Annotated in this window: 22 protein-coding genes and 1 CRISPR repeat array; of the genes, 11 read left to right on the top strand and 11 right to left on the bottom strand. The window is 66.1% G+C overall.

The window, feature by feature from the left end:
• Nucleotides 1-31 precede the first annotated feature (31 nt).
• Both U9J66_RS01530 and U9J66_RS01535 read right to left on the bottom strand, forming a co-directional pair.
• Nucleotides 32-1,726: an SLC13 family permease gene (locus U9J66_RS01530; protein ID WP_326336778.1), complete on the bottom strand. Its 1,695-nt coding sequence runs from the start codon at nt 1,724-1,726 to the stop codon at nt 32-34.
• Nucleotides 1,727-2,002: 276 nt separating this feature from the next.
• Nucleotides 2,003-3,169 (bottom strand): mandelate racemase/muconate lactonizing enzyme family protein, encoded by a 1,167-nt coding sequence (locus U9J66_RS01535; RefSeq protein WP_326336779.1) that lies wholly within the window; start codon nt 3,167-3,169, stop codon nt 2,003-2,005.
• Between the two features lie 115 nt (nt 3,170-3,284).
• Between U9J66_RS01535 and U9J66_RS01540 the strand changes: the two genes are divergently transcribed.
• Nucleotides 3,285-3,989, top strand: a complete 705-nt coding sequence (locus U9J66_RS01540; RefSeq protein WP_326336780.1) for a GntR family transcriptional regulator — start codon at nt 3,285-3,287, stop codon at nt 3,987-3,989.
• A 207-nt stretch (nt 3,990-4,196) separates the two neighbouring features.
• A CRISPR array of direct repeats spans nt 4,197-4,468; the repeat unit is 29 nt; unit sequence CTGCTCCCCGCGCACGCGGGGATGACCCC.
• A 133-nt stretch (nt 4,469-4,601) separates the two neighbouring features.
• Here the strand turns inward: U9J66_RS01540 and U9J66_RS01545 are convergent.
• Genes U9J66_RS01545 through U9J66_RS01555 form a run of 3 tightly spaced genes read right to left on the bottom strand, consistent with a single transcriptional unit; the run spans nt 4,602 to nt 6,170 of the window.
• Entirely contained in the window at nt 4,602-5,441 is an 840-nt protein-coding gene (locus tag U9J66_RS01545) for a helix-turn-helix domain-containing protein (protein ID WP_326336781.1), read from the bottom strand.
• Entirely contained in the window at nt 5,438-5,968 is a 531-nt protein-coding gene (locus U9J66_RS01550) for a DUF6879 family protein (RefSeq protein ID WP_326336782.1), read from the bottom strand. Before U9J66_RS01550 ends, U9J66_RS01545 begins: the two co-directional genes overlap by 4 nt.
• Before the next feature lies 1 nt (nt 5,969).
• Complete coding sequence (locus U9J66_RS01555) at nt 5,970-6,170, bottom strand: hypothetical protein (RefSeq protein WP_042285889.1); 201 nt, start codon at nt 6,168-6,170, stop codon at nt 5,970-5,972.
• A 345-nt stretch (nt 6,171-6,515) separates the two neighbouring features.
• On the opposite strand from U9J66_RS01555, the gene U9J66_RS01560 reads away from it, so the two are divergent.
• The 3 genes from U9J66_RS01560 to U9J66_RS01570 are packed head-to-tail and all read left to right on the top strand — an operon-like array spanning nt 6,516 to nt 8,970.
• The gene (locus U9J66_RS01560) at nt 6,516-7,271 is read left to right on the top strand and encodes a radical SAM/SPASM domain-containing protein (RefSeq protein ID WP_326336783.1); all 756 of its coding nucleotides are present in this window, start codon (nt 6,516-6,518) and stop codon (nt 7,269-7,271) included.
• Nucleotides 7,268-8,434, top strand: coding sequence for a radical SAM protein (locus tag U9J66_RS01565; protein WP_326336784.1), 1,167 nt, complete (start codon nt 7,268-7,270; stop codon nt 8,432-8,434). Before U9J66_RS01560 ends, U9J66_RS01565 begins: the two co-directional genes overlap by 4 nt.
• On the top strand, nt 8,431-8,970 hold the full coding sequence (locus U9J66_RS01570) for a class IV adenylate cyclase (protein ID WP_326336785.1): 540 nt from the start codon (nt 8,431-8,433) through the stop codon (nt 8,968-8,970). Before U9J66_RS01565 ends, U9J66_RS01570 begins: the two co-directional genes overlap by 4 nt.
• A gap of 676 nt (nt 8,971-9,646) precedes the next feature.
• Here the strand turns inward: U9J66_RS01570 and U9J66_RS01575 are convergent.
• The 3 genes from U9J66_RS01575 to U9J66_RS01585 form a co-directional block, all read right to left on the bottom strand.
• Entirely contained in the window at nt 9,647-9,823 is a 177-nt protein-coding gene (locus U9J66_RS01575; protein ID WP_326336786.1) for a DUF397 domain-containing protein, read from the bottom strand.
• Nucleotides 9,824-10,123: 300 nt separating this feature from the next.
• Nucleotides 10,124-10,303: a DUF397 domain-containing protein gene (locus tag U9J66_RS01580; protein ID WP_326336787.1), complete on the bottom strand. Its 180-nt coding sequence runs from the start codon at nt 10,301-10,303 to the stop codon at nt 10,124-10,126.
• Nucleotides 10,300-11,121, bottom strand: a complete 822-nt coding sequence (locus U9J66_RS01585; protein WP_326336788.1) for a helix-turn-helix domain-containing protein — start codon at nt 11,119-11,121, stop codon at nt 10,300-10,302. Before U9J66_RS01585 ends, U9J66_RS01580 begins: the two co-directional genes overlap by 4 nt.
• 547 nt (nt 11,122-11,668) lie before the next feature.
• Between U9J66_RS01585 and U9J66_RS01590 the strand changes: the two genes are divergently transcribed.
• From U9J66_RS01590 to U9J66_RS01620, 7 genes are all read left to right on the top strand, one after another.
• Nucleotides 11,669-11,977, top strand: a complete 309-nt coding sequence (locus U9J66_RS01590) for an ATP-binding protein (RefSeq protein ID WP_326336789.1) — start codon at nt 11,669-11,671, stop codon at nt 11,975-11,977.
• A gap of 500 nt (nt 11,978-12,477) precedes the next feature.
• Nucleotides 12,478-12,735 (top strand): hypothetical protein, encoded by a 258-nt coding sequence (locus U9J66_RS01595; protein ID WP_326336790.1) that lies wholly within the window; start codon nt 12,478-12,480, stop codon nt 12,733-12,735.
• A complete protein-coding gene (locus U9J66_RS01600; RefSeq protein ID WP_326336791.1) occupies nt 12,720-13,907 on the top strand; it encodes a helix-turn-helix domain-containing protein in 1,188 nt (395 codons plus the stop codon). The genes U9J66_RS01595 and U9J66_RS01600 overlap by 16 nt, the downstream gene beginning before the upstream one ends.
• An 87-nt stretch (nt 13,908-13,994) precedes the next feature.
• Nucleotides 13,995-14,201 carry a DUF397 domain-containing protein gene (locus U9J66_RS01605; RefSeq protein WP_326336792.1) on the top strand — a complete coding sequence of 69 codons (207 nt, stop codon included), beginning with the start codon at nt 13,995-13,997 and terminating at the stop codon, nt 14,199-14,201.
• 383 nt (nt 14,202-14,584) lie between these two features.
• Nucleotides 14,585-15,736 (top strand): methyltransferase domain-containing protein, encoded by a 1,152-nt coding sequence (locus tag U9J66_RS01610; RefSeq protein ID WP_326336793.1) that lies wholly within the window; start codon nt 14,585-14,587, stop codon nt 15,734-15,736.
• A complete protein-coding gene (locus U9J66_RS01615) occupies nt 15,729-16,211 on the top strand; it encodes a helix-turn-helix transcriptional regulator (protein ID WP_326336794.1) in 483 nt (160 codons plus the stop codon). The genes U9J66_RS01610 and U9J66_RS01615 overlap by 8 nt, the downstream gene beginning before the upstream one ends.
• A 150-nt stretch (nt 16,212-16,361) precedes the next feature.
• Nucleotides 16,362-16,529: a BldC family transcriptional regulator gene (locus U9J66_RS01620; RefSeq protein WP_014910824.1), complete on the top strand. Its 168-nt coding sequence runs from the start codon at nt 16,362-16,364 to the stop codon at nt 16,527-16,529.
• Nucleotides 16,530-17,028: 499 nt separating this feature from the next.
• Here U9J66_RS01620 and U9J66_RS01625 read toward each other — a convergent pair whose 3' ends face one another.
• From U9J66_RS01625 to U9J66_RS01635, 3 genes are all read right to left on the bottom strand, one after another.
• Nucleotides 17,029-17,553: a hypothetical protein gene (locus tag U9J66_RS01625; RefSeq protein WP_017536588.1), complete on the bottom strand. Its 525-nt coding sequence runs from the start codon at nt 17,551-17,553 to the stop codon at nt 17,029-17,031.
• Nucleotides 17,553-17,738 (bottom strand): hypothetical protein, encoded by a 186-nt coding sequence (locus U9J66_RS01630; protein ID WP_017536589.1) that lies wholly within the window; start codon nt 17,736-17,738, stop codon nt 17,553-17,555. The genes U9J66_RS01625 and U9J66_RS01630 overlap by 1 nt, the downstream gene beginning before the upstream one ends.
• A gap of 528 nt (nt 17,739-18,266) precedes the next feature.
• Nucleotides 18,267-19,220 (bottom strand): polysaccharide deacetylase family protein, encoded by a 954-nt coding sequence (locus tag U9J66_RS01635; protein WP_326336795.1) that lies wholly within the window; start codon nt 19,218-19,220, stop codon nt 18,267-18,269.
• Nucleotides 19,221-19,658 lie beyond the last annotated feature (438 nt).

Genomic DNA, 19,658 nt, shown 5'->3' on the forward strand with positions numbered 1-19,658 from the left:
CGGCTAACAGGAACCGACCCGGACGAGCCGGTTACCGGAACCCGGCGGGGATCGTCATGAGGTCGATTCCCCACAACAACGGCAGCAGGAACAGCGTCCCCACGACGATGAGGACGAGGGCGAAGAGGTTCAGCCAGAACCCGGTCCTGACCATCTCCATGATCGTCACTCTGCCTGTGCCGAACATGATCGCGTTCGGGGGAGTGCCCACCGGAAGCATGAACGCGCAGTTCGCGGCCATCGCGCAGGGGACCATCAACGCGTACGGGTGGATGTTCAGGGAGAACGCTAGGGCCGCGATGACCGGGAGGATCATCGTCGCCGTCGCGGCGTTCGAGGTGATCTCCGTCAGGAACAGTACGAGCGCGGTGGCGAAGACGATGGTCAGAATGATGTTGACCCCGTCGAGCACGCGCAACTGCTCACCGATCCACGCGGAGAGGCCGGTGTCGACGAACCCCGCGGCGATGGCCAGCCCGCCGCCGAACAGCAGGAGGATGCCCCAGGGGATCTTCTTGGAGTCCTCCCACTGGAGGATCCGCTTCTCACTGGCGCTGCGGGTCGGCAGCGTGAACAGGACCACCGTCGCGACGATCGCGATCAGCCCATCGCTGATCCCCGGAAGGAGGCCCTCCCAGAGGAACGACCGGGTCACCCACATGAACGCCGTTCCGAGGAAGACGGCGAGCACGATCTTCTCCTCGGCGGACATCCGGCCGAGGGCCCTCCGCTCCTTCCGGATGATCTCCCGGCCGCCGGGAAGCTGCTTGAACCGGACCTTGAACTTGACGCCCGTCAGGTAGAGCCACGCCGAGGCCATGAGGATGGCGGCGATCGGGACTCCGAACAGCATCCACCCTCCGAAGGAGATGCTCTCGTCGAAGAGCTCCCCGACGGTCGCCGAGAGGATGGCGAGCGGCGGTGTTCCGATCAGTGTCCCGAGACCGCCGATGGTGGCCGCGTATCCGATGCCGAAGATGATGGACTTCTCGAACTTGGGCAGGTCGTCGGCGAACTCCCCTCCTCGCAGCGAACGTGCGGCCTGGTACACGACCGCCAGTCCGACGGGGATCATCATCATGGTGGCGGCCGTGTTGGAGACCCACATCGACAGGAAGCCCGTCGCGACCATGAAGCCGAGGATGATGCGGCGCGGACTCGTCCCGATCGCCGAGACGATGGAGAGGGCGATGCGCTGGTGGAGGTTCCATTTCTCCATCGCGATCGCGAGCGTGAACCCTCCGAGGAAGAGGAAGATGATGTCGTTGCCGTACGCCGAGACCACGGCGTCGCCGTCCAGCGCGCCGGTCAACGGTAGGAGCACGATCGGGAGCAGGGACGTGACCGGGATGGGGATCGCCTCGGTGATCCACCAGGTCGCGACCCAGAGGGTGGTGGCGAGGACCGCCAGCCCCTCCGGTGAGAGCCCTTCGGGTTCGAAGAACAAGAGCGTCACCACGAACAGCAGCGGGCCGAGCACCAGCCCGGTGACGCGTGCGGGCGTGTAGCCGGGGCCTGGTCCGGGTCCTGATCCTGGACCGGGGTCGCCGGGCTCCGCGGCCGGACCCGTGGCCTCGGGGCCCGCATGCGCGGCGGATCCGCCGCCGGAGGCCACCGGTTCCCTCTGCGGTGGCTCCTCACGCTTCGCGAACATCAGGAGCCTTTTGATCTCCCGGTGGGAGGCCCACAGGCTCTCCCAGAGGGTGTACGGGTAAGAGGTCGCCATTGCTGCACCTTCTCTGCTCTTCGGCCCGGCTTGTACCGAGGCGAAGAGACCGGTTCGGGGGGAGGGGGTAGCGGGTCGCCATCGGCCGTGTTCGGGAACAGGGTCGTGGGGACTCCGCGGGGAGGTAGGTGACCGTCGCCGGTCGTGGCACCGGTTCAGTCGGCGGTGCTCGTGGACCGGGCGGTCGTTCGCACCGTCTCGGAGGCATGGTGCGCGGTGTCGGAGACGGCGGCTCCCGTACGCGCGGCCGTCGCGGGAGCCGTCGGTCTCGGACGGTCAGCCGTGCAGGTCTCGGAGGATCTTGTAGAACTCCGCCTTGCCTTCGAGGCCGATGCCAGGGAGGTCGCCCGGCGCCACGCGGCCGCGGGTGATCACCGCGTCGTCGGTGAAGCCGCCCGTGGGCTGGAACTCTCCGGGGTAGGACTCGTTGCCGCCGAGCTTGAGGGCCGCGGCGATGTGCAGCGAGAACTGGTGCCCACCGTGTGGAATGCATCGGCGGGAGGACCAGCCGTGCAGGGCGAGCATGTCCAGGATTCGGCGGTACTCCGTCAGGCCGTAGCTCAGTGCCGGGTCGACCTGGAGGAAATCCCGGTCCGGGCGCATTCCGCCGTAGCGGATCAGGTTCCGGGCGTCCTGGAGGGAGAACAGGTTCTCTCCGGTCGCGATGGGGTTGCGGTAGTTCTCGGACAGGGTCGCGTTCAGCGCGTAGTCCAGCGGGTCGCCGACCTCCTCGTACCAGAAGAGGCCGTACTGGTCGAGGGCTCGGCCGTACTCCAGGGCGGTCCGCAGGTCGAACTTCCCGTTGACGTCCACCATCAGCCGGGATCCGTCGCCGTCCAGGACGTCGATGACCGCCTCGATGCGCCTGAGGTCCTCGGCCAGGTCGGCGCCGCCGATCTTCATCTTGACGACCTCGTAGCCGGCGTCGAGGAAGCCCCGCATCTCGTCCTGGAGGTCCCCCAGGGTCTTGCCGGGCGCGTAGTAGCCGCCGGCGGCGTAGACGAAGACGTCCTCGTCCGGGGCACCGTCACCGTAGTGATCGGAGAGCCACCGATACAGCGGTACGCCCGCGGCCTTGGCCGCGAGGTCGTGCAGAGCCATGTCCACCACGCCGACGGCGACGGAGCGTTCACCGTGTCCACCGGGCTTCTCGTTGCTCATCATGACGTTCCACGCCTTGGCGGGCGAGAGTTCGCCGTCCTCGTCGAGGAGGTCCTCGGCCGTGGCGTCGAGCAGCCGGGGCAGCATCCGCTCGTTCAGGATGGCCGTGGCGTTGTACCGGCCGTTGGAGCTGAAGCCATACCCCACCAGCGGCCTGCCGTCGACCACGACATCACTGACCAAGGCCAGGATCGTGCAGTCCATCTTGCTGAAGTCGATGTAGGCGTTGCGCATCGACGAGCTGATCGGGATGGTGCCGGCGTGGGCGGAAACGATTCGCATGGGTCTCTTCCTGCGGAAACGGATCTTATAAGGTACTTATAAGTTATTCGGACCCTATAATGGCTGAGATGGGGGTCACAAGCCCGTGGGGGAAGATCTTGTGAGTGAGGTCACGATGAGCAGTGCGAACGTCTTCTCCAGCAAGGGTGGTCTGGCCTATACCGAGCTGCGCCGCCGCATCACCTCGGGTGAGCTCGCCCCGGGATCACGCCTGTCTCAGTACGAGCTGGCGGAGGAGATGGGGATGAGCATCACCCCTCTCCGTGAGGCGGTCAGGCGGCTGGCCAGCGAGGACTGGGTCGTGATGGAGACCCACCGAGACGTTCGCGTGGCACCCATGAGCGCGTCCGAAGCACGTGAGCTGCTGGAGGCCCGTTTCTCGCTGGAGCCCTCCGCCACCGAGCTCGCCGCGCTGCGCCGGACGGAACGAGAGATAGCCGCGATGAGGGCGGCGGCCGACGCGCTCCTTCCGGTGACCCGTACCTGGGGCGAGGAGGCCATCGTGGCGCATAGGGCCTTCCACCGGGCGATCTATACGGCCTCCCACAACAACGTGATGATCAGGCTTCTGGACGATCTGTGGGACAAGACCGACCGGTACCGGCGGATCGGTCTGGAACTGCCCGCGGGAGCCGAGCCGCGCACCATCGACCAGAACCAGCATCACGAGATCCTGGAGCTCGTCGTCAGTGGTGATGGTGCCGCCGCGGCCGCGCTGGTGCGCTCGCACATCCTCAACAGCCTCGGCGCCGCGGTCACGAACGCTCTCGAAGGAAGGGAAGACGTCGCCTACCACCCTTTCTTCGGGTATTCGCTCTGAGGCGGCACGGAGTGGTGGCGCCACACCGACCTGAGTACTGCGCGCGCGAGGATGGGCTCCAAGACTTCGCCTCTGCTTCTGGCGAGGGTGTTTAGGCTGGGGAAAGTGGCGTTCGGGTGGACGGTCGAGACGATGTCGGTTTTGTCTGTTTCCCGACAACATGCAGAAATGATGGGTCGGGCGGGATAGCGTTGCAGGTCAGAAAGACTGCTCCCCGCGCACGCGGGGATGACCCCACGGCCCCGGGCGGCCCACCCCAGAACGGAGCCTGCTCCCCGCGCACGCGGGGATGACCCCCCGTCAGCAGGGAGGCAGCCACCCAGCACCACTGCTCCCCGCGCACGCGGGGATGACCCCTGGCTGGTGCTCGGCGGCGCGGAGGTGGTCAACTGTTCCCCGCGCACGCGGGGATGACCCCACCGCGACATCAAGAAGCCCGTCCTGCGCCGCCTGCTCCCCGCGCACGCGGGGATGGACCCGCGCCGAGGCCGAGAGCCGGCGCGAGGCCGACCTGCTCCCCGCGCCTGTGGGGATGCGTTGATCTCGCTTTGTCCGAAGCAGTTGTAGAACCCGGTTGTCCCTAACACATAGGTGCGGAGGCCCCTGGCAGGGTCATTCGCCTTTCAGGCGATCACGGGCGCGTAGCACCAGGTCCAGGGCGGCTTTGCCGTTCACCGCGTCGCGGTTCATGGAGTCGAACACTCGACGGTAGGGCTCGACCGCGTCGTCGTCGGTCAGGTCCAGCTCCGCGCCGATGGTCTCCACGATCACACGTTCGTCGTCGTAGATCCAAAAGCCGTGTACAGGTGAGGCCGACAGCGCGGTCCCCAGGGGCACGATCCCGATACGTCCCCGCCCGGTGCGCACACATTCGGCGAGGTGATCGAGTTGTTCGGCCTGGACTCGCCTGCCAGCCTGGCGTGTGTACAGCGCGGGTTCCCACAGCAGGATCCGTAGCCCCTGGCGCCGCACGTCCAGGATCGAACGCCGTTCCATGCGCTTGCGTACGCCGTCCTCGATATCGGTCGGCGTCCCGTAGAGCTCCGCGGCCTTGCGCAGCATCATCCGGGCGTAGTCGGGGGTCTGGAGGATCCCGGGAACGCACACCGACTCGAAGATCCCCAGCGTTCCGGTCCGGCTCTCCATCTCGATGGCGTTCTGCTGGCGCGCCCGGTTGCCCGCCGCGAGACTGCGCCGCCAACCGGTGTAGTGCGTCTCCAACGCTCCGAGCTGGGCGATGAGCCCTTCGGTCGCGTCCTGGCGCCCGCACAACCACGCCCACCGGCGCAGGTCGGCGACGGCCGCGGTCTGGTTTCCGCGTTCCAGGCGGGAGACCTTGGAGGGATGCCATCCCGCTCGGGAGGCGAGTTCGCGCCCGGACAGCCCGGCCTCCTCGCGGAGTTCGCGGAGTCGAACGCCGAGGGAGACGCGGGCTGTCTGGTAGTCGGTCATCGCACCCTTGTCGCCATGTACTGAGTGAATGTCAGTGCATGATGCCACGCGGCGTCTCGGGCACGCAGGGCGGTGAGGACCTGTTCTGGTTCCTCGCTCAGTCTGGCTCCGAGGACGTTGCCCTTCTCATCGAACTCGAACCAGGCGACCCGTCGGCTGTCGAAGACCCAGAAGTCCTGGTCAGGGAGTTCCTCCACGATGGGGTGGGTGCGTGGAAGGTAGCGGATGTCCTCGCCGATGCCGAGGTTGTAGGGGGTGCTCCACAGCTCCCAGCGCAGGTAGTCCGAGGGCGGGTCGTCGATGAGGCGCACTCTCTCCATGCGTTTGCCGGTGGCGAGTTCGGGGCGCATCATCTTCAGCCACGGTGTGAACCACTCCAGGTCGGAGTCGTCGCCTGTGAGCCATCGTTGGAAGGGTTTGTTCTCGTGGAGGACGCCGTAGAAGGTGCGGGTCTCCAGCCGCCAGGCGGTGTGCCGGTAGTGGCGGAAGAGGTCGTCGAATTCCTCTCCGGTGACGAGGTCGGACACGTTACTCCTCGGGGGCGAATCGGGTCAGGAGTTCTCGGGGGACGATGACGAACTCTTCGTTCGGTAGGACATCGGCGAGTTGGGACAGCGCTTCGGGGTCGGTCAGGCGGTAACCCTGGACCACGATGTTTCCCTCGTCGGTCTCGTACAGGGTGGGGCAGTTTCCTCCGTGGGAGGTGGTGCCCAATTTGCGGAGTTTCATGGTGCTCCTCGAATCAGGGGGCCTGTCTGGAGTATGTCGAGCGATGATCGACCGCGACAGGGTCTGAGGAAGGCGCTGGACGCAATCCCGCGCAACACCGCCTTTCCGAAGCGGGGCCCGTTCTACGCTCACCCTGTCTCCCACATTCCGGGGGATGACATCGGCTTCCGAAGTGACTCGAATACTCCTGAACCCCGTTCTCACAGGACAGATTTCCTACCTCGTGAACGGAGTCGGACCATTGGCCGGTTCTGGCCCAAAGCGTGTTATTCCGACCACGGATGGTTACGTTCCTGGTCGAGTTCGTGCGCACTGTCCACCCTCACCCCCATTTCAGGAGGGCAAGTGACCGTCACCCCCGAACGAGCCACCTCCCGACCCGCCGGCATGCTCTGGCTCGATCTCACCCGACGCTGCCAGTTGGAATGCGCTCACTGCTACAACTCCTCCGGCCCGGCCGGCGACCACGGAACCATGACGCTCACCGACTGGCGGCGCGTCATCGACCAGGCGGCCCAGAGCGGGACACACCTGGTCCAGCTCATTGGCGGAGAACCCACCCTCCATCCCGACGCGCCCCGGATCGCGGAACACGCCCTGGCCGCCGGTTGCGCGGTCGAGGTCTACTCCAACCTCGTCCACGTCACCCCCGCCTGGTGGGAGCTGCTCCAGCGGCCGGGAATGTCCCTGGCCACCTCCTACTACTCCCATGACCCCGCACGACACAGCGCCATGACCGGTCGCCCCGCCTCCCACCGCCACACACGGACGAACATCGTCCGTGCCGTGGAACTGGGGGTTCCACTGCGCGTCGCGATCATCACCGCTGATGGAGAAGGGGTCGAGGAGCCCCGGGCCGAACTCGAAGGTCTCGGTGTCACCCGTATCGGCGTCGACCGAGTGCGCCCCTATGGACGTGGGGCGCAGGGCGATGAACCGGATTGCTCTGGTCTGTGCGGGGCGTGTGGGGATGGGCGGGCGTCGATCGCTCCTGACGGGTCGGTGTCCCCGTGCGTGTTCTCCACGTGGATGTCTGCGGGAAACGTCCGAACGGAAGGGTTGATCGATCCTCCAGCCAGGGGGGAGTTGTGGCAACGATGAGCGTTGAGCCGGGGAAGTCCCTGCCCTCTCTCGCTTCACCTTTGCCGACACATATCGAAACCGACACCACGTTGCGGGTCAAGATCCTCGACGCCTGTGGCCTGACCTGTACCTTCTGCCATAACGAGGGGACGCCCGTCGTAGTCGACAATCGGAACCGCGGGCTCGCCCTCTTCAAGACCAGCGGAAGCTCCGGGCGGACGTCGATCTACGCCGCCACCAATGGCTCCACTTTTCTACCGAGCAGCATCCCTCCCGACGAAGACTTCTCCCAGGCCCTGCGTCGTTTGGGCGAGAACATGGAGTTCACCGAACTTCACCTCACCGGGGGCGAACCCACCCTTCACCCTCGTCTGCCCGAACTGGTGAACCTCGCCGCAGAACAGGGATACCGGGTGTGTATGACCTCCAACGGGGAGAACGGGGTTCGTCAGATCCCTGCTTGCGCCGAAGCCGGTCTCGACCGGGTCAACTTCTCCATCTTTGGTACGACTCCTGAGGAACTCGCCGAAGTCCAGCACGAGCGCTTTCGCGACAGGGCCAAGGCCGCCGCCAAGATCGATGCCCTGCACGCCTCTATCCAAGCCTGCGTCGAGCATCGGGTCCGAGTCGGCGCCAACATCGTTGTGCTCGACCACACTCACATCGAACGTGTCCACCGGCTCCTGGACAGTTACGCACCACAGTTGTCCGTGCGCCTGCTCAACTCCCTCGACCATGGCCAGGCGTCTATCGACGCCATCGATGAGGTTCTGCGTCAACGTGGTGCGGTGGCCGAGGCCCGGAGATTGACGGCCGGAGCCTCGGGGGCACGGACCGCTTATCTCATCGATGGAGGACAACGACGCATTCACGTCAAATGGATCCGTCCTGTGCGTCTGCCGACCACGTGCCAGGGGTGCCGGTTCAACAACGACACCGACTGTCAGGAAGGCTTCTACGGTCTCCGCCTGTACCGGGATCGCACAGGGCGATACCTGGTCGGTGTGTGTCTACAACGCATGGACCTGTGTCGGCCGATCGATGATTTCCTCAACGAACACATGAGCACCGAGATCCTCCGGTTTCGCCGGTCCGACCGTGACAGGCTGGAAGCCGACCACCGTGACTTCACGACTTCTCCACCGTCTATGCACAGCGAGGAAGGGACCCCGACGATATGAGCGTGATCGAGTACGAGGCCAAGGTTCTGGACATCGATCCCGAGCGGGTGGCTCGTCTGATTCTCGACAAGGGCGGTGTCGACCTGGGTGAGGTGCTTCAGCGGCGCTATGTGTACGACATCGAGCCTGGGGACGAGTCCCGGTGGGTGCGTCTGCGCGACACCGGTAGCCAGGTCACGCTCACGGTCAAGGAGATCGATTCGGACGCCATCGGTGGAACCCGGGAGACCGAGACGGAGGTCGGCGACTTCGAGACCACCAACGCCCTGCTGGGCAAGCTCGGCTACACCCCCAAGGCCTACCAGGAGAACCGGCGGCACAGCTTCACTCTGGACGGGGCGCAGTTGGAGATCGATACCTGGCCCCGCATCCCCGCCTACCTGGAGGTCGAGGCCGACAGCCGGGCGGAGGTGGTGCGTGTGGCCGCATTGCTCGGTTTCGATGAGGCGTCTCTGACCGGTGAGAACACCACGAAGGTCTACACCCGCTACGGCATCGATCTGGCAGTGATCACGGACCTGCGCTTCGGTTCCTGAGGAGAGCGGGTGCGTTGTTCGAGGCGGCGGATGCTTGAGCGGAGTGTCTACGCTGATCGGTGAGGGACTCTCGCGGAGGGATCGAGGGGTGTCTGTTTTGTCTGTTTCTCGACAACGTGCAGAAATGGTGGGTTGGTCGGGATAGCGTTGCAGGTCAGGAAGACTGCTCCCCGCGCATGCGGGGATGGACCCACGACGACGGCGCCGAGGACGGAAGGGGCGTTCTGCTCCCCGCGCATGCGGGGATGGACCCACGACGACGGCGCCGAGGACGGAAGGGGCGTTCTGCTCCCCGCGCATGCGGGGATGGACCCGTTTCCCACTCCATGAGGAGCCCGCAGTGGTACTGCTCCCCGCGCATGCGGGGATGGACCCATCAACCACCTGAGCAGGGAGACGACCGTCTTCTGCTCCCCGCACACCCCACACCGTGCGGATCACTCGGCGCCCGTCCAGCTGCTCCCCGCGTGGGCGGGGATAGCTCCATGAGGTCGCCGCACTGCTAATGCGGTTGGGGCCGTTCTCCGCATGTGGGGGGATGGGTGGGCGCGGGTCTGTTGGGGGTGCTCTTGGCCCCACGGCCGAGGCCGGTCACGTGGTTTATGGTGACCGGCCTCGGGGCTCGACGGCTACAAGCAGTGGCTTTGGTAGAGGCTCTGGCCGTCGCCTGAGGGGCTCAGCTCGTGTGGACCGCGCTGAGCAGGGCGTTCCATTCGCGAGCGGGCAGGGTGAGTTCGCTCAGGTCGCGGTTCTGGGTGTCGCGGATGTGGGTGGTGGGGCCTTCGGCCACTTCGACGCAGTTGCTGCCGTTGGGGCTGTAGGACGACTTGTGCCACGTGATTTCGCTGGTCATGCGCTGCCCGTTCTCTTCGGAGGTCGGAGGCTGACTGCTGCGGAGCGGGGCTTTTTCGGGGGACCGAGAGAGGTCATGTGCTCGTGGGGGAAGAGTGTTCTTAGGGCGTATCTACGGCTGAGATGATGCGGAGATACGCAATTTCTTCTTCCCCGTTGAGCTGGGGAGTAGTCCTTGTTTCTTCACGATCGGACATATCTCCCCTTGCGTTGTTACGTAGGGGAGTTACTCTAGGAGTGCACGAACACGACCGGCCCCCGCCAACTCGCCTGGCGGGGGCCGGTTTGCGTGTGGTCCGGACTACCTGGAGGTCGTTGCGCTGAGGAGTGCGGTCCACTCGTTCGCAGAGAAGGACAGGTGTCCCAGCTCGCGATTCTGGGTGTCACGCACAGCGGCTTCCTGCTCGATGACGCAGGCTTCTACGCAGTCACCGCCGCTACCGTTGCTGTAAGTGGACTTGTTCCACTCTTCGGTCATCATGTGATGTTGCCTCGAATCTCTTCCATGCGAGCTCGTGACGCCGCTACGGGCAACGCGGCGCTCCTCAACTCCGCAAACGTTCGGTCATAGCGTGCCACAACATCAGGTTGCTTCAGTGAGAGCCCGGTCTGCTGGCTCTCGATGTACACGAACGACCCGGTGTCGGGTACATCCATCAGCTTAAATGAACCGCCTAGGCCGGGATGATCTTCGGCTGTTGTCGGCACCAGTTGAATGTGCATGCGGGGGCGGTAGGACAGCTTGAGCAGGTGGCTGATCTGTAACCTCATGACCTCTGGGTTTCGGAACCGTCGCAGCAGCACCACCTCATCCAAGAGCACTGTGACCTTCGGAGGGTGTGGGCGCTCCAGAATCTGCTTTCGAAGCTTCCGGGCCTTCACGATCTTGGTTATGACCTCAGGTGGTTTGTCGGGTTCGGCAATCTCACTGATCGCCCGAACGTACTCCTCTACCTGGAACAGTCCGGGAACCAAGCTGAGTGAGTACTCGCGGATGGTGGTCGCGACATGTTCGGACTCGGCCACCTCGCGGAAATATGCGGTCATACCGGAACCGGAGAAGACCGCGTCCCAGGCATCCACGAGGACACCCCGAGCGGTAAGGGCTTTATCGAGACGGACCACAGGGTCCCGCCTTGTCCCTTTTTTCCCTAGTTCCAAATCGCTGACGGCGCTCTGTGAAACCATGGCCGCAGCCGCCAGTTCTTGTTGGGATAATCCCGCCTGACCTCGGGCTTTCCTGAGAAGCTGTCCGAATCGGAGCCTTGCGGCATCCTCCCCGTCCTCTGCGTTCTTCAATTGCACCACCGTGTTACCTGAAGCTACCGCTGAGAATAGAACTTTTACCGTCTTTAGCGGTAATCATAGACCGCATGCCCCTGTTGTTGGCAAGGTCTGTGGCGAAGCCGTAACCGAGAGCATCGGTTCGGTTTTCAGTTCACTGTTCTCCGTCTGGGGAGATGGGGGCATGAGCTGCACGGCCACCTCGCGTCACGGAGTGAGATGGCCAACCAGATCGCCCCGCCTTTGATCAGGTGGGAGCGGTATCGGTTCGCTTCAAAAGGCAGATCCGAGACGAACCGAACTCTGAGCAGAGAAACCCCCGGGGGCCGAAGTCGAGAGCGGCCGCCCGGGGTTGTAACCCACCCCGACTGCACCGAGGTGAGACGACATGAAGTGTATCGCTGCTAAGCGGCGGGACAACAGGCTTTTGTCCGCTCCGTACCAAATGCTCCATTATTCCGACCCCGACAGGCTGGGCCTTCGGGTGCGGCACACGGTGGCTGCTCGTGCCGCTGCTCGGAACTGGGTACGCCGCCATGCTGTTCGGGGGATCGCCAACCCGATGGCGGCGGCTGAGATCGCGAACCGGGCTTCGTTGATCGCGTGGGAGTTGATGGACAACGCCCATCGTCATTCTCACTCGGGTGCTCCGGATCAGACGCTCACGCTGATGTTGGAGCGGTCGCGGTATCTGTTGTCGATCACGGTCACCGATGCCGGTCCCACCCCCGGCTGCAAGCGGCTCTCTTTCCCGGAGCAGAAGGGCCACGGCGGTGGTCTGGGGCGGGTGGCTTCGCTCTCCTTCTATTGGGATTGGGACGGGTGCGCGGGTCTACCGGTGACGGTCAAGGCCCGGATCGAACTTCCCTGACCAGCGTGAAGGAGCACATCGTGAGCATGATCCCGACACAGGTCCGACGCACCCTCCCAACCACCACATTCACCCCGCCCAAGGGCACCCCTGTCCTGCCTGTCCGGCAGGGAATCTTCGTTCCGCCCGACACCACCACCGCTACTCCGGTCATCCCGAAGGTTCGGAAGCGCTGGTTCGGTCTTCGGTGCCGGTTCGCCCACTGGGCCGGGTTCCTCCCGACATCGGGCCGGGCCGAGCGTCCGGTCTCACCGCCCTCGACGGTTCCGGACGCTTCGGACACCCCGGTCGCACCGAGCGTTCCGCCCGCTTCGGAGCCCCGGCCGCCTCTGCCTGCCCGGCGCGCTTCGGCCGCCCACCCTGCTCCGAGCACACCGCCGGCTCCGGTGTTCCGGTCGGCCTCGCCCGTCCCACCGACCTCTCCCGTGCCTCCTCCTCGGCGTCCCGCACAGTCCACTTCCAGTGCTTCAGCCTCTTCTGACTCGTCCGCTTCGCGTTCGGTGGAGCAGAACGCGGCCGCGGAGTTGAGCGCGTTGAGGTTGTTGGGTCGGTTGAGTGTGCAGCAGAGGTTGGCTCGGGTGGATCACCGGTTGAGTCTGGCTCGGCTGTTGGTCGACGGGATCTTGGACGAGCGGTCCCGGGTGGAACGGCAGTTGCGCGAAGCCGAACAGGCTGAACAGGACGCCGGTACCCAGGAGTTGGGAACGGCCATACGCCGATACCTGGCGCAAGTAGGTCGGTCGTGGACGACCTCTTGACCCCCGCCCAGGCCGCCACTCAGTGGGGGGTGTCGTATGCGACCGCCGCCCGCTGGGCCCGCGAAGGCGTGATCCCGGCTCTGCATGTGGGGCGTCGTTACTACTACCTCCAGGGCACCGTCGACCAGGTCAGGCGCGCCCGGGCCACGGGTGTCGCCCCTTATCCGAACCACGACGCGAATGCGGGGGTAGCGATGACGATGACCTGGGGCGCGGCCCGCAGCGGGACTCTGTTGGATCGTGAGGAATGGGCGTTGACCAACGCGGCCCGCACCTTCGACTACCTGGACTACGGGAAAGACTCGTGGAGCCAAGACCGCCACACCGCCGTCAAGATGGCCGAAGCCTCGCCCGGTCTGGCGGGGCAGATGCTGGTGCACCGCAAAGCACGCGAAGGCGTGGTCGACGCGGTCTGCCGCTCCTTCTCCCAGGTCGTGGATCTGGGCTGCGGACTGCCGGCGATGCGCCGGGCTCCACACGAACGCGGCAGGGTGTTGTGGGGGAGCCGGGCGAGGACGGTCTATGTCGACCACGACCTCGCCGCCTTGGCCGCCGTTAGGGCGTGGTGGGAGCATCCGGCTCAGGTTCGGGGGTACAACGTGCGGGTCCTCGATCTGGACCTGCGCTATCCGGAGACTCTGGTCAACGCGTTGGGTGAGCACCTGGATCTGTCGGTGCCGGTGGGGGTGCTCTCCACCCTGACCCTGGACCACCTCGAAGACACCGAGGTCACAGGCCTGGTGGAGGCACTCGCCGCGAGGCTGCCTCCGGGAAGCGGCTGGGGGATCACCCACCTGTCCGGGATGAACGGGGCCGCCGAGGTCTACACAGGCCAGGCCCGAGAGCAGGGGGCGGATACCCGGTTGGTGGCGCGGGATCCGGAGGGGTTGCGGAAGGTCTTCGAAGCCTCGGGCTGGGGGCGTTGGCGGGGTCTGTCGCCGCGTGAGTCGGGTGGGGGAGAACCGCCGATCGCCGCCCTGACCACCCTGGACGCCTCCACACACCCCGATCGAACCGACCGAACCTCCCGGACCGCACCGCCCGACCCCTCTGAACAGATGGGTCACGCACCCGGCCGGTCCACCGCGGAGGCCGGGTGCGGCCCCCCACCGGCGGGACGTACCACGCCGATGGAAGAAGACGTCAGCCCCTCCCGACTACGGAAGGGCTGAACACGGGGGACAGAGCCCCGGTCCCGGGCGCGGTTGCCGCCGCGTCCCCGGGCTTCACCAAAAGAAGAAGCAGAAAGCAGGCTATCGATGCAGATCATCTACACCCAGGGTCGTAAGTCCCTTACCGCTGGTGTTCAGCACAAGGCCGAGGCCTCGCAGGGAGCCACCAACTGCGCCGCCGCCAAGCTGCTTGATGGCGGGAACGTGCTGATGGGCGACACCCAGAACCCCGACCAGGTCCGACTGACCCTGCCGGGCAGCGCCTGGGTCGCGCTGGTGCGCACCCTCGCCTAGCAACTCCCACAAGACGGCGGGGCACTTGCGGCCTGGCAGCAGCAATGCGTGGCCCGTCCGGTGTCCCAGGAGGCGCGCCCTCACCGGCGCCCTCCTGGGCCCCCAGACCACGGCCCTTTCCCGGAGAACAGAGACGACGCGGGCGTACCTCGAGAGAACGCCCCGCCTTCGCCCCGCGACCGACGCGCAAAGGAAACCATGACCCCCCTCATCACATACGCCGCGCCGACCGCGCCGATCGCGCCGGCACCCCCGGCCCCGCGGGAGCCGGCGCCGTTCGGCCCGCGCCGGAACACCGGAGATACCGGAGCCGCGGGGACCCTCGGCGTCCACCCTCGCCTCCGGGTTCCCTGTGCCGGTCAGCAGAGGAAGGGCACCGTCCGATGAGCGACGCCACCACCCGCCCGAACCCCACCGACCTCGCCCGGGACCTGGCCGCACGGCTCCCCGGCCCCGAACACGTCCGTGCCCTGTTCGCCACTGTGCCCCGGCACCGCTTCCTGCCCGATGTCCTGTGGGACGAGAACCGCGTCCGCCACGACCGTTCCCTCGACCCCGACGCGTGGACGCGCACCGCCTACACCGACCAGGCGCTCGTCACCCAACGCGACGACGGACGCGAAGACGGCACGGGCCTCCCGACCTCCTCGTCGAGCGCCCCCACGGTCATGGCCCGCATGCTCACCGCCGCCCGGATCGAACCCCGCGACCGCGTCCTGGAGATCGGCACCGGCACCGGATACAACGCCGCCCTCCTCAGCACCCTGGTCGGCGACGACCGGGTCACCTCCATCGAGATCGACCCGCGGATCGCCGCCCGAGCCCGGCGGTCGCTGATCGAGGCCGAGTTCGCGCCGACCGTCCTCACCGGCGATGGCGAGAACTTCGCGACCGGACTCCCCGGCCCCGCCTACGACCAGGCCATCGCCACCTGCACCGTCAGTCGAGTCCCGGCCGTGTGGATCCGACAGGTACGGGAACACGGCCGGATCGTCACCCCCTGGGCGCCGACACCGGGTGCCCCCGGCGGGGTCCTCGCCGTCCTGGACGTGGCCGACGGCCGCGCCGAAGGCCGTTTCGAAGGGGGCCTGGCGTTCATGTGGGCGCGCGGCCAACGGCGGGCGGGCCACAGCCCGCCCATCGGAGTCGAGGCCGACACGGTGGCCCGAGTCGACGACGACCCCCGCGCACCCTGGCTCGACGGAGAACAGGCACTCCTGCTCTCCCTGCTCATGCCGGGATGGGCCCACGGCATGGGACAGGAGGACGACGCCGAGGAACCGTACGTGTGGATCGCCTCCACCACCTGCCCCTCCTGGGCACGGCTGCACGCCGACGGCCGGATCGAACAGGCCGGCGAACGGAACCTCGTCGACCAGGCCGCGCAGGCGCGCGAGTGGTGGCACGACCAGGGCGAACCCGGTTACACCGACTTCGGGCTCACCGTCGACCTCGCACGAGAACGCCAGATCCTCTGGCTGCACGAACCCCACCAGGCACTCTGGTCCACACGACGGGACGCCCCGCATGGATGACGACGGCGAAGCCAAGAAGGCACTCGGCGTCCACCTGAGGAGGCTGCGCGAAGTGGCCGGACTGAGCGGATACCGGCTCCCCGGGGTGGACCAGTCGACGGTCTCCCGCATCGAGAACGGGCGGATCCGCCCCTCGCACGAGCTCATGATCCGCCTGCTCGACGTCTACGAGGCCGATCAGGAGGGGCGCGAGCAGGCCTACCTGTTGTGGGACCAGGCCCAACTACCCCTCCAGACCCGACGCCGGCAGATCGAGGGAACGCGCACCTCGTGGGACTTGAGCGGTGAACCGGTCCGCGGCCCGACGCTACTGGCCGGAGCGAGCGCCGCCGAGGACGCCGCCCGCTACCTCACCCGTGCCCAATGGGCGGGGAACGGCGCGACTCGACGGAACGCCCTGCTGAACGACGCCGAAGGACGGCTGCTCCAGGCCTTGGCCGCGCTGCACGCCGCCCGGACACGAATACCGGTGTGACGAGAGGTGCTTCGCTCCCCGGAGGAGCGAGCTCGCCTCGCCGAGACGGCCCCGTCGAGCAGCCGGATCCTCCTCGAACCCTGAACTTCCCTGACCCCCGATGACGACCCCCTTTGAGAGAAGAACATGACGCAGCCGGATGTCGACCCCATGGACCTCCTGACCCCTCAGGAAGTCGCCCAGGCGTTTCGGGTGGATCCCAAGACCGTGCGCCTGTGGGCGCAAGAAGGGCGGTTGCGGTGGGTCCGCACGCTCGGCGGACATCGTCGCTACTTCAAGTCCGACGTTCAACGCCTGCTCACCGAGCCCGGCCGATGATCGAGGCCCGGACCACGTCGATCTCGGGGTGCCGGAGCGGGCTGTGATCGAGACACGAAGACCTTCCGCCTCCGCTTCGTCGGTGACGTGCGCGGGGGTGTGAAAGCCGGCGTGGCGGTGCGGTCGACCTCGGACAGCGCGGACCGCCCCTTCGCGGGGGCCGTCAGGTCCCGTACCGCCACGCTCACCAGGCCCCGCCGCCTACGGGTGGTGAGGCTCCGCTCGGACCTGAAGCCGGGCGGGGCCATGGGGGAGCGGGCCGGGGGTGTCACCACCACCTCCGGCCCCTCCAGAACACACTCACCGCACAACGACGCGGGGTGGCAGCCCCGCGGAACGAGGGCCCGGCCGCACCGGGTTCGCGCGTCGTGCGGCCACCGCCGGTACCTCCGCGCCGACGTCCGACATCTGATCGAGGAACCCGAACGGTGACCCACGTGAACGGACATTCCAAGGAAAGGGCCCGCGCGCGGGCGCGAGCCCCTTCACGCATTACGCGCTAGATGACCAATAGGAGAGAGTGCCCCGGCGCCTGTCCGTCCAACGCCCGCCAGGCGGTCGCCCACCTCTGGAAGTCGTCGGAGTCACCGCCCAAGGAAACCACGAAGGCATTGAGGAGCGGAAAGGTGGGGAGCCTGTCGGATTTCAGCGCCTCGCAGAATCCGGCGGCCGAACACGTTCCGACGCGGAGCGACATCTTGCGGAAGCTGGGGTCGCCCGCCCACCTCCGGTACCGCCGCATCATCTCGATGAATTCCGCGACGCTCGTGGCCTCCATGGGATCCGGTTTCATGGAGAACCCCGGGACGTCCTCCGGCACCTCCGGCACCTTCTCCGGACGTGGCGCGGGTCGAGGGCCGAGGACGGTGTGGACCGATCCCCGCCGGCCAGGGGGAGTGTCACGGGCCAGGGTGAGGGGGAACTCCGCCCACAGGGAACCGTCCGGATCCTTGCGGACGGCACGGGGCCGAGCCTCGGCGGCCACCACGTACCGCTCGCCCTCGAAGGCGTACGCGGACGACATCAGCGCGCCTCCTTCGGGATGATGCGATGAGAGACATCAGCGGCGAATCCGAGTGTTATCGCAGCCAGTACGAGGGCGGTGGCGAGGTCTTGTCCCAGACGATGCAGGACGAGCGCGACGATAATCATGACGACCACGATCATGACGCGCATCCCTCGAGAGTCGAGGGAGAGATAGGCGGTCACATGAGACCTTTCGTTGTGATTGACACGGCTGGATAGTCGCGAAACCCCGGATCTTTCGGCTTCGGCGGATTCTGGAGATGCCAAGCCGTCAAGGGAGCGACAGGGGCCGTAAAGGAGAAAGTACATCATCCTGGGACGGGTGCGCAGCGACTCGCAAGTCTCTTCGTCCTGGTTGTCCTGTTGATGTGCGTAAGTCACGCTCTTCGGTGACTGGGCCGCTTTGCGAACAGGTGCGTTCGCCGGTGTTCGAGATCGTTCATCAGGGTCGTGACTTGTTCGATATCTTTAGGTTCCCCCAAAAGGGGGATACCGGTACTACCCCTGCACGAATCAGAGGTACCATTTTCGGGTTGACCGAAATGTGATTCGGGGCAGCGTAGAACGTGAGGGCCGGCTGGATATCGGGGCCGCGGGACTGGAGACCCGGCGGTTTCGAAGGGGCCCTCCGCAAGGGCCGCACCCTTCGGGGTGCGGCCCTGTTCCATGGCCGGGGCGTCCGGCCATAGTCGTGCGTCGAACGGACCGCGTTCAACCGGGGTTCGAGGGCGAGGTGCCCCGAGCCTCGGCCTGTTCGGACACGGGCCTCTCCAAGAGGTGATCGACCCGGACCAGCCGGTAGCCCCGGTCGAGCAACGTCTCGATGATCGTGGGCAGGGCGTCGACGGTCTGCGAACGGTCTCCGCCACCATCGTGCATCAGAACGATGGACCCGGGGCGGACCTGATCGAGTACCGACCGGGCGATGACCTCCACTCCGGGCCTCGACCAGTCCTTCGGATCCACGTCCCACAGGACCGTGGTCGCCTCCATCGTCGTCAACCAGTCGTACGGTCCCGGTGGCAGAGCGCCGTACGGGGGACGGAACAAGGTCGGTGCGTCGCCGTTGGTGAACGTGGAGAGCGCCTCGCCCGTGCTACGCAGCTGTTCGAGGATCTGCGCTTCGGACAGATCCGGCAGATAAGGATGCGACCACGTGTGGTTCCCGAACGCATGCCCCCGCTCCTGTATTCGCCCGAGGATCTCGGGGTGGGCGACGGAGTTCAGGCCCACGCAAAAAAAGGTCGCCGGCACCGCATAGTGCTCGAGTATGTCCAGGATTCGGTCGGTGTGCGGAGGAAAGGGGCCGTCATCGAAGGTGAGGGCGACCTTCTTCTCGCCACGCGGACCGTGGGCGAAGAACCTGCCCGGGGCGGGCTGATCGGCGACCGCGGCCATAGCGGTCTCATATCCTCCGGCGAGCTCCTCGTCGCGCCCGGAGTGGGTCCCCGAGCCCATCGCCGACCGGGAGAGCGGAGGCCGATCACGGAGGATCGTGCGTGCCAGGGCCTCGGCCGGGGCCGAGCCGAGAAGCGGGAGTTCGGACGGGGCCCGGTGGTCCGCCCGGTACACGATGAGGCCCGCCTCGGTGAGTCGGTCGTACAGAAGGCCGTTGGTGTCGTCGATGATGACCCGAGATCCGTTTCCCTGTAGAAAATCGACCATGGTCTCGATTTCATCTGTTCGGTATCCATGGGTGGGTATCACCGTTCTTCCGTAATCATCGACCACGGTGACATGGAAACCCGCCGCATCCCATGAGATCCCCGCGCGCATCATTCATCTCCATCGAGTCCGGTGCGCGAACCGCGGTTTTCGAGCCTTGCACTCTCTTCGCTCGATGTCCAGATCGGAAGGGCGTGGGAGGAGAGCGTGATTCGGGTTCACGGTCGTGGATCATTGCCTGCGAAGGACGGCGGCCTCCTGGAGGGCTCGTTGCAGGTGGTGCGGTGGAGCCGCCGGGTTCACTCCATCCGCTTGGAAGGTCGGGCCTGAGAAGCAAGCGAACAGGCACATCGATCTCTTTGCATGAGATCTCACTTATCGTGCACAGTGAAAAATACTCAGGTCGACCGTCAAAAGGTGCGGGTGGCGATCAAGTCA

It is taken from the genome of Nocardiopsis sp. LDBS1602 (assembly GCF_035818715.1).
Taxonomy (GTDB): domain Bacteria; phylum Actinomycetota; class Actinomycetes; order Streptosporangiales; family Streptosporangiaceae; genus Nocardiopsis; species Nocardiopsis alba.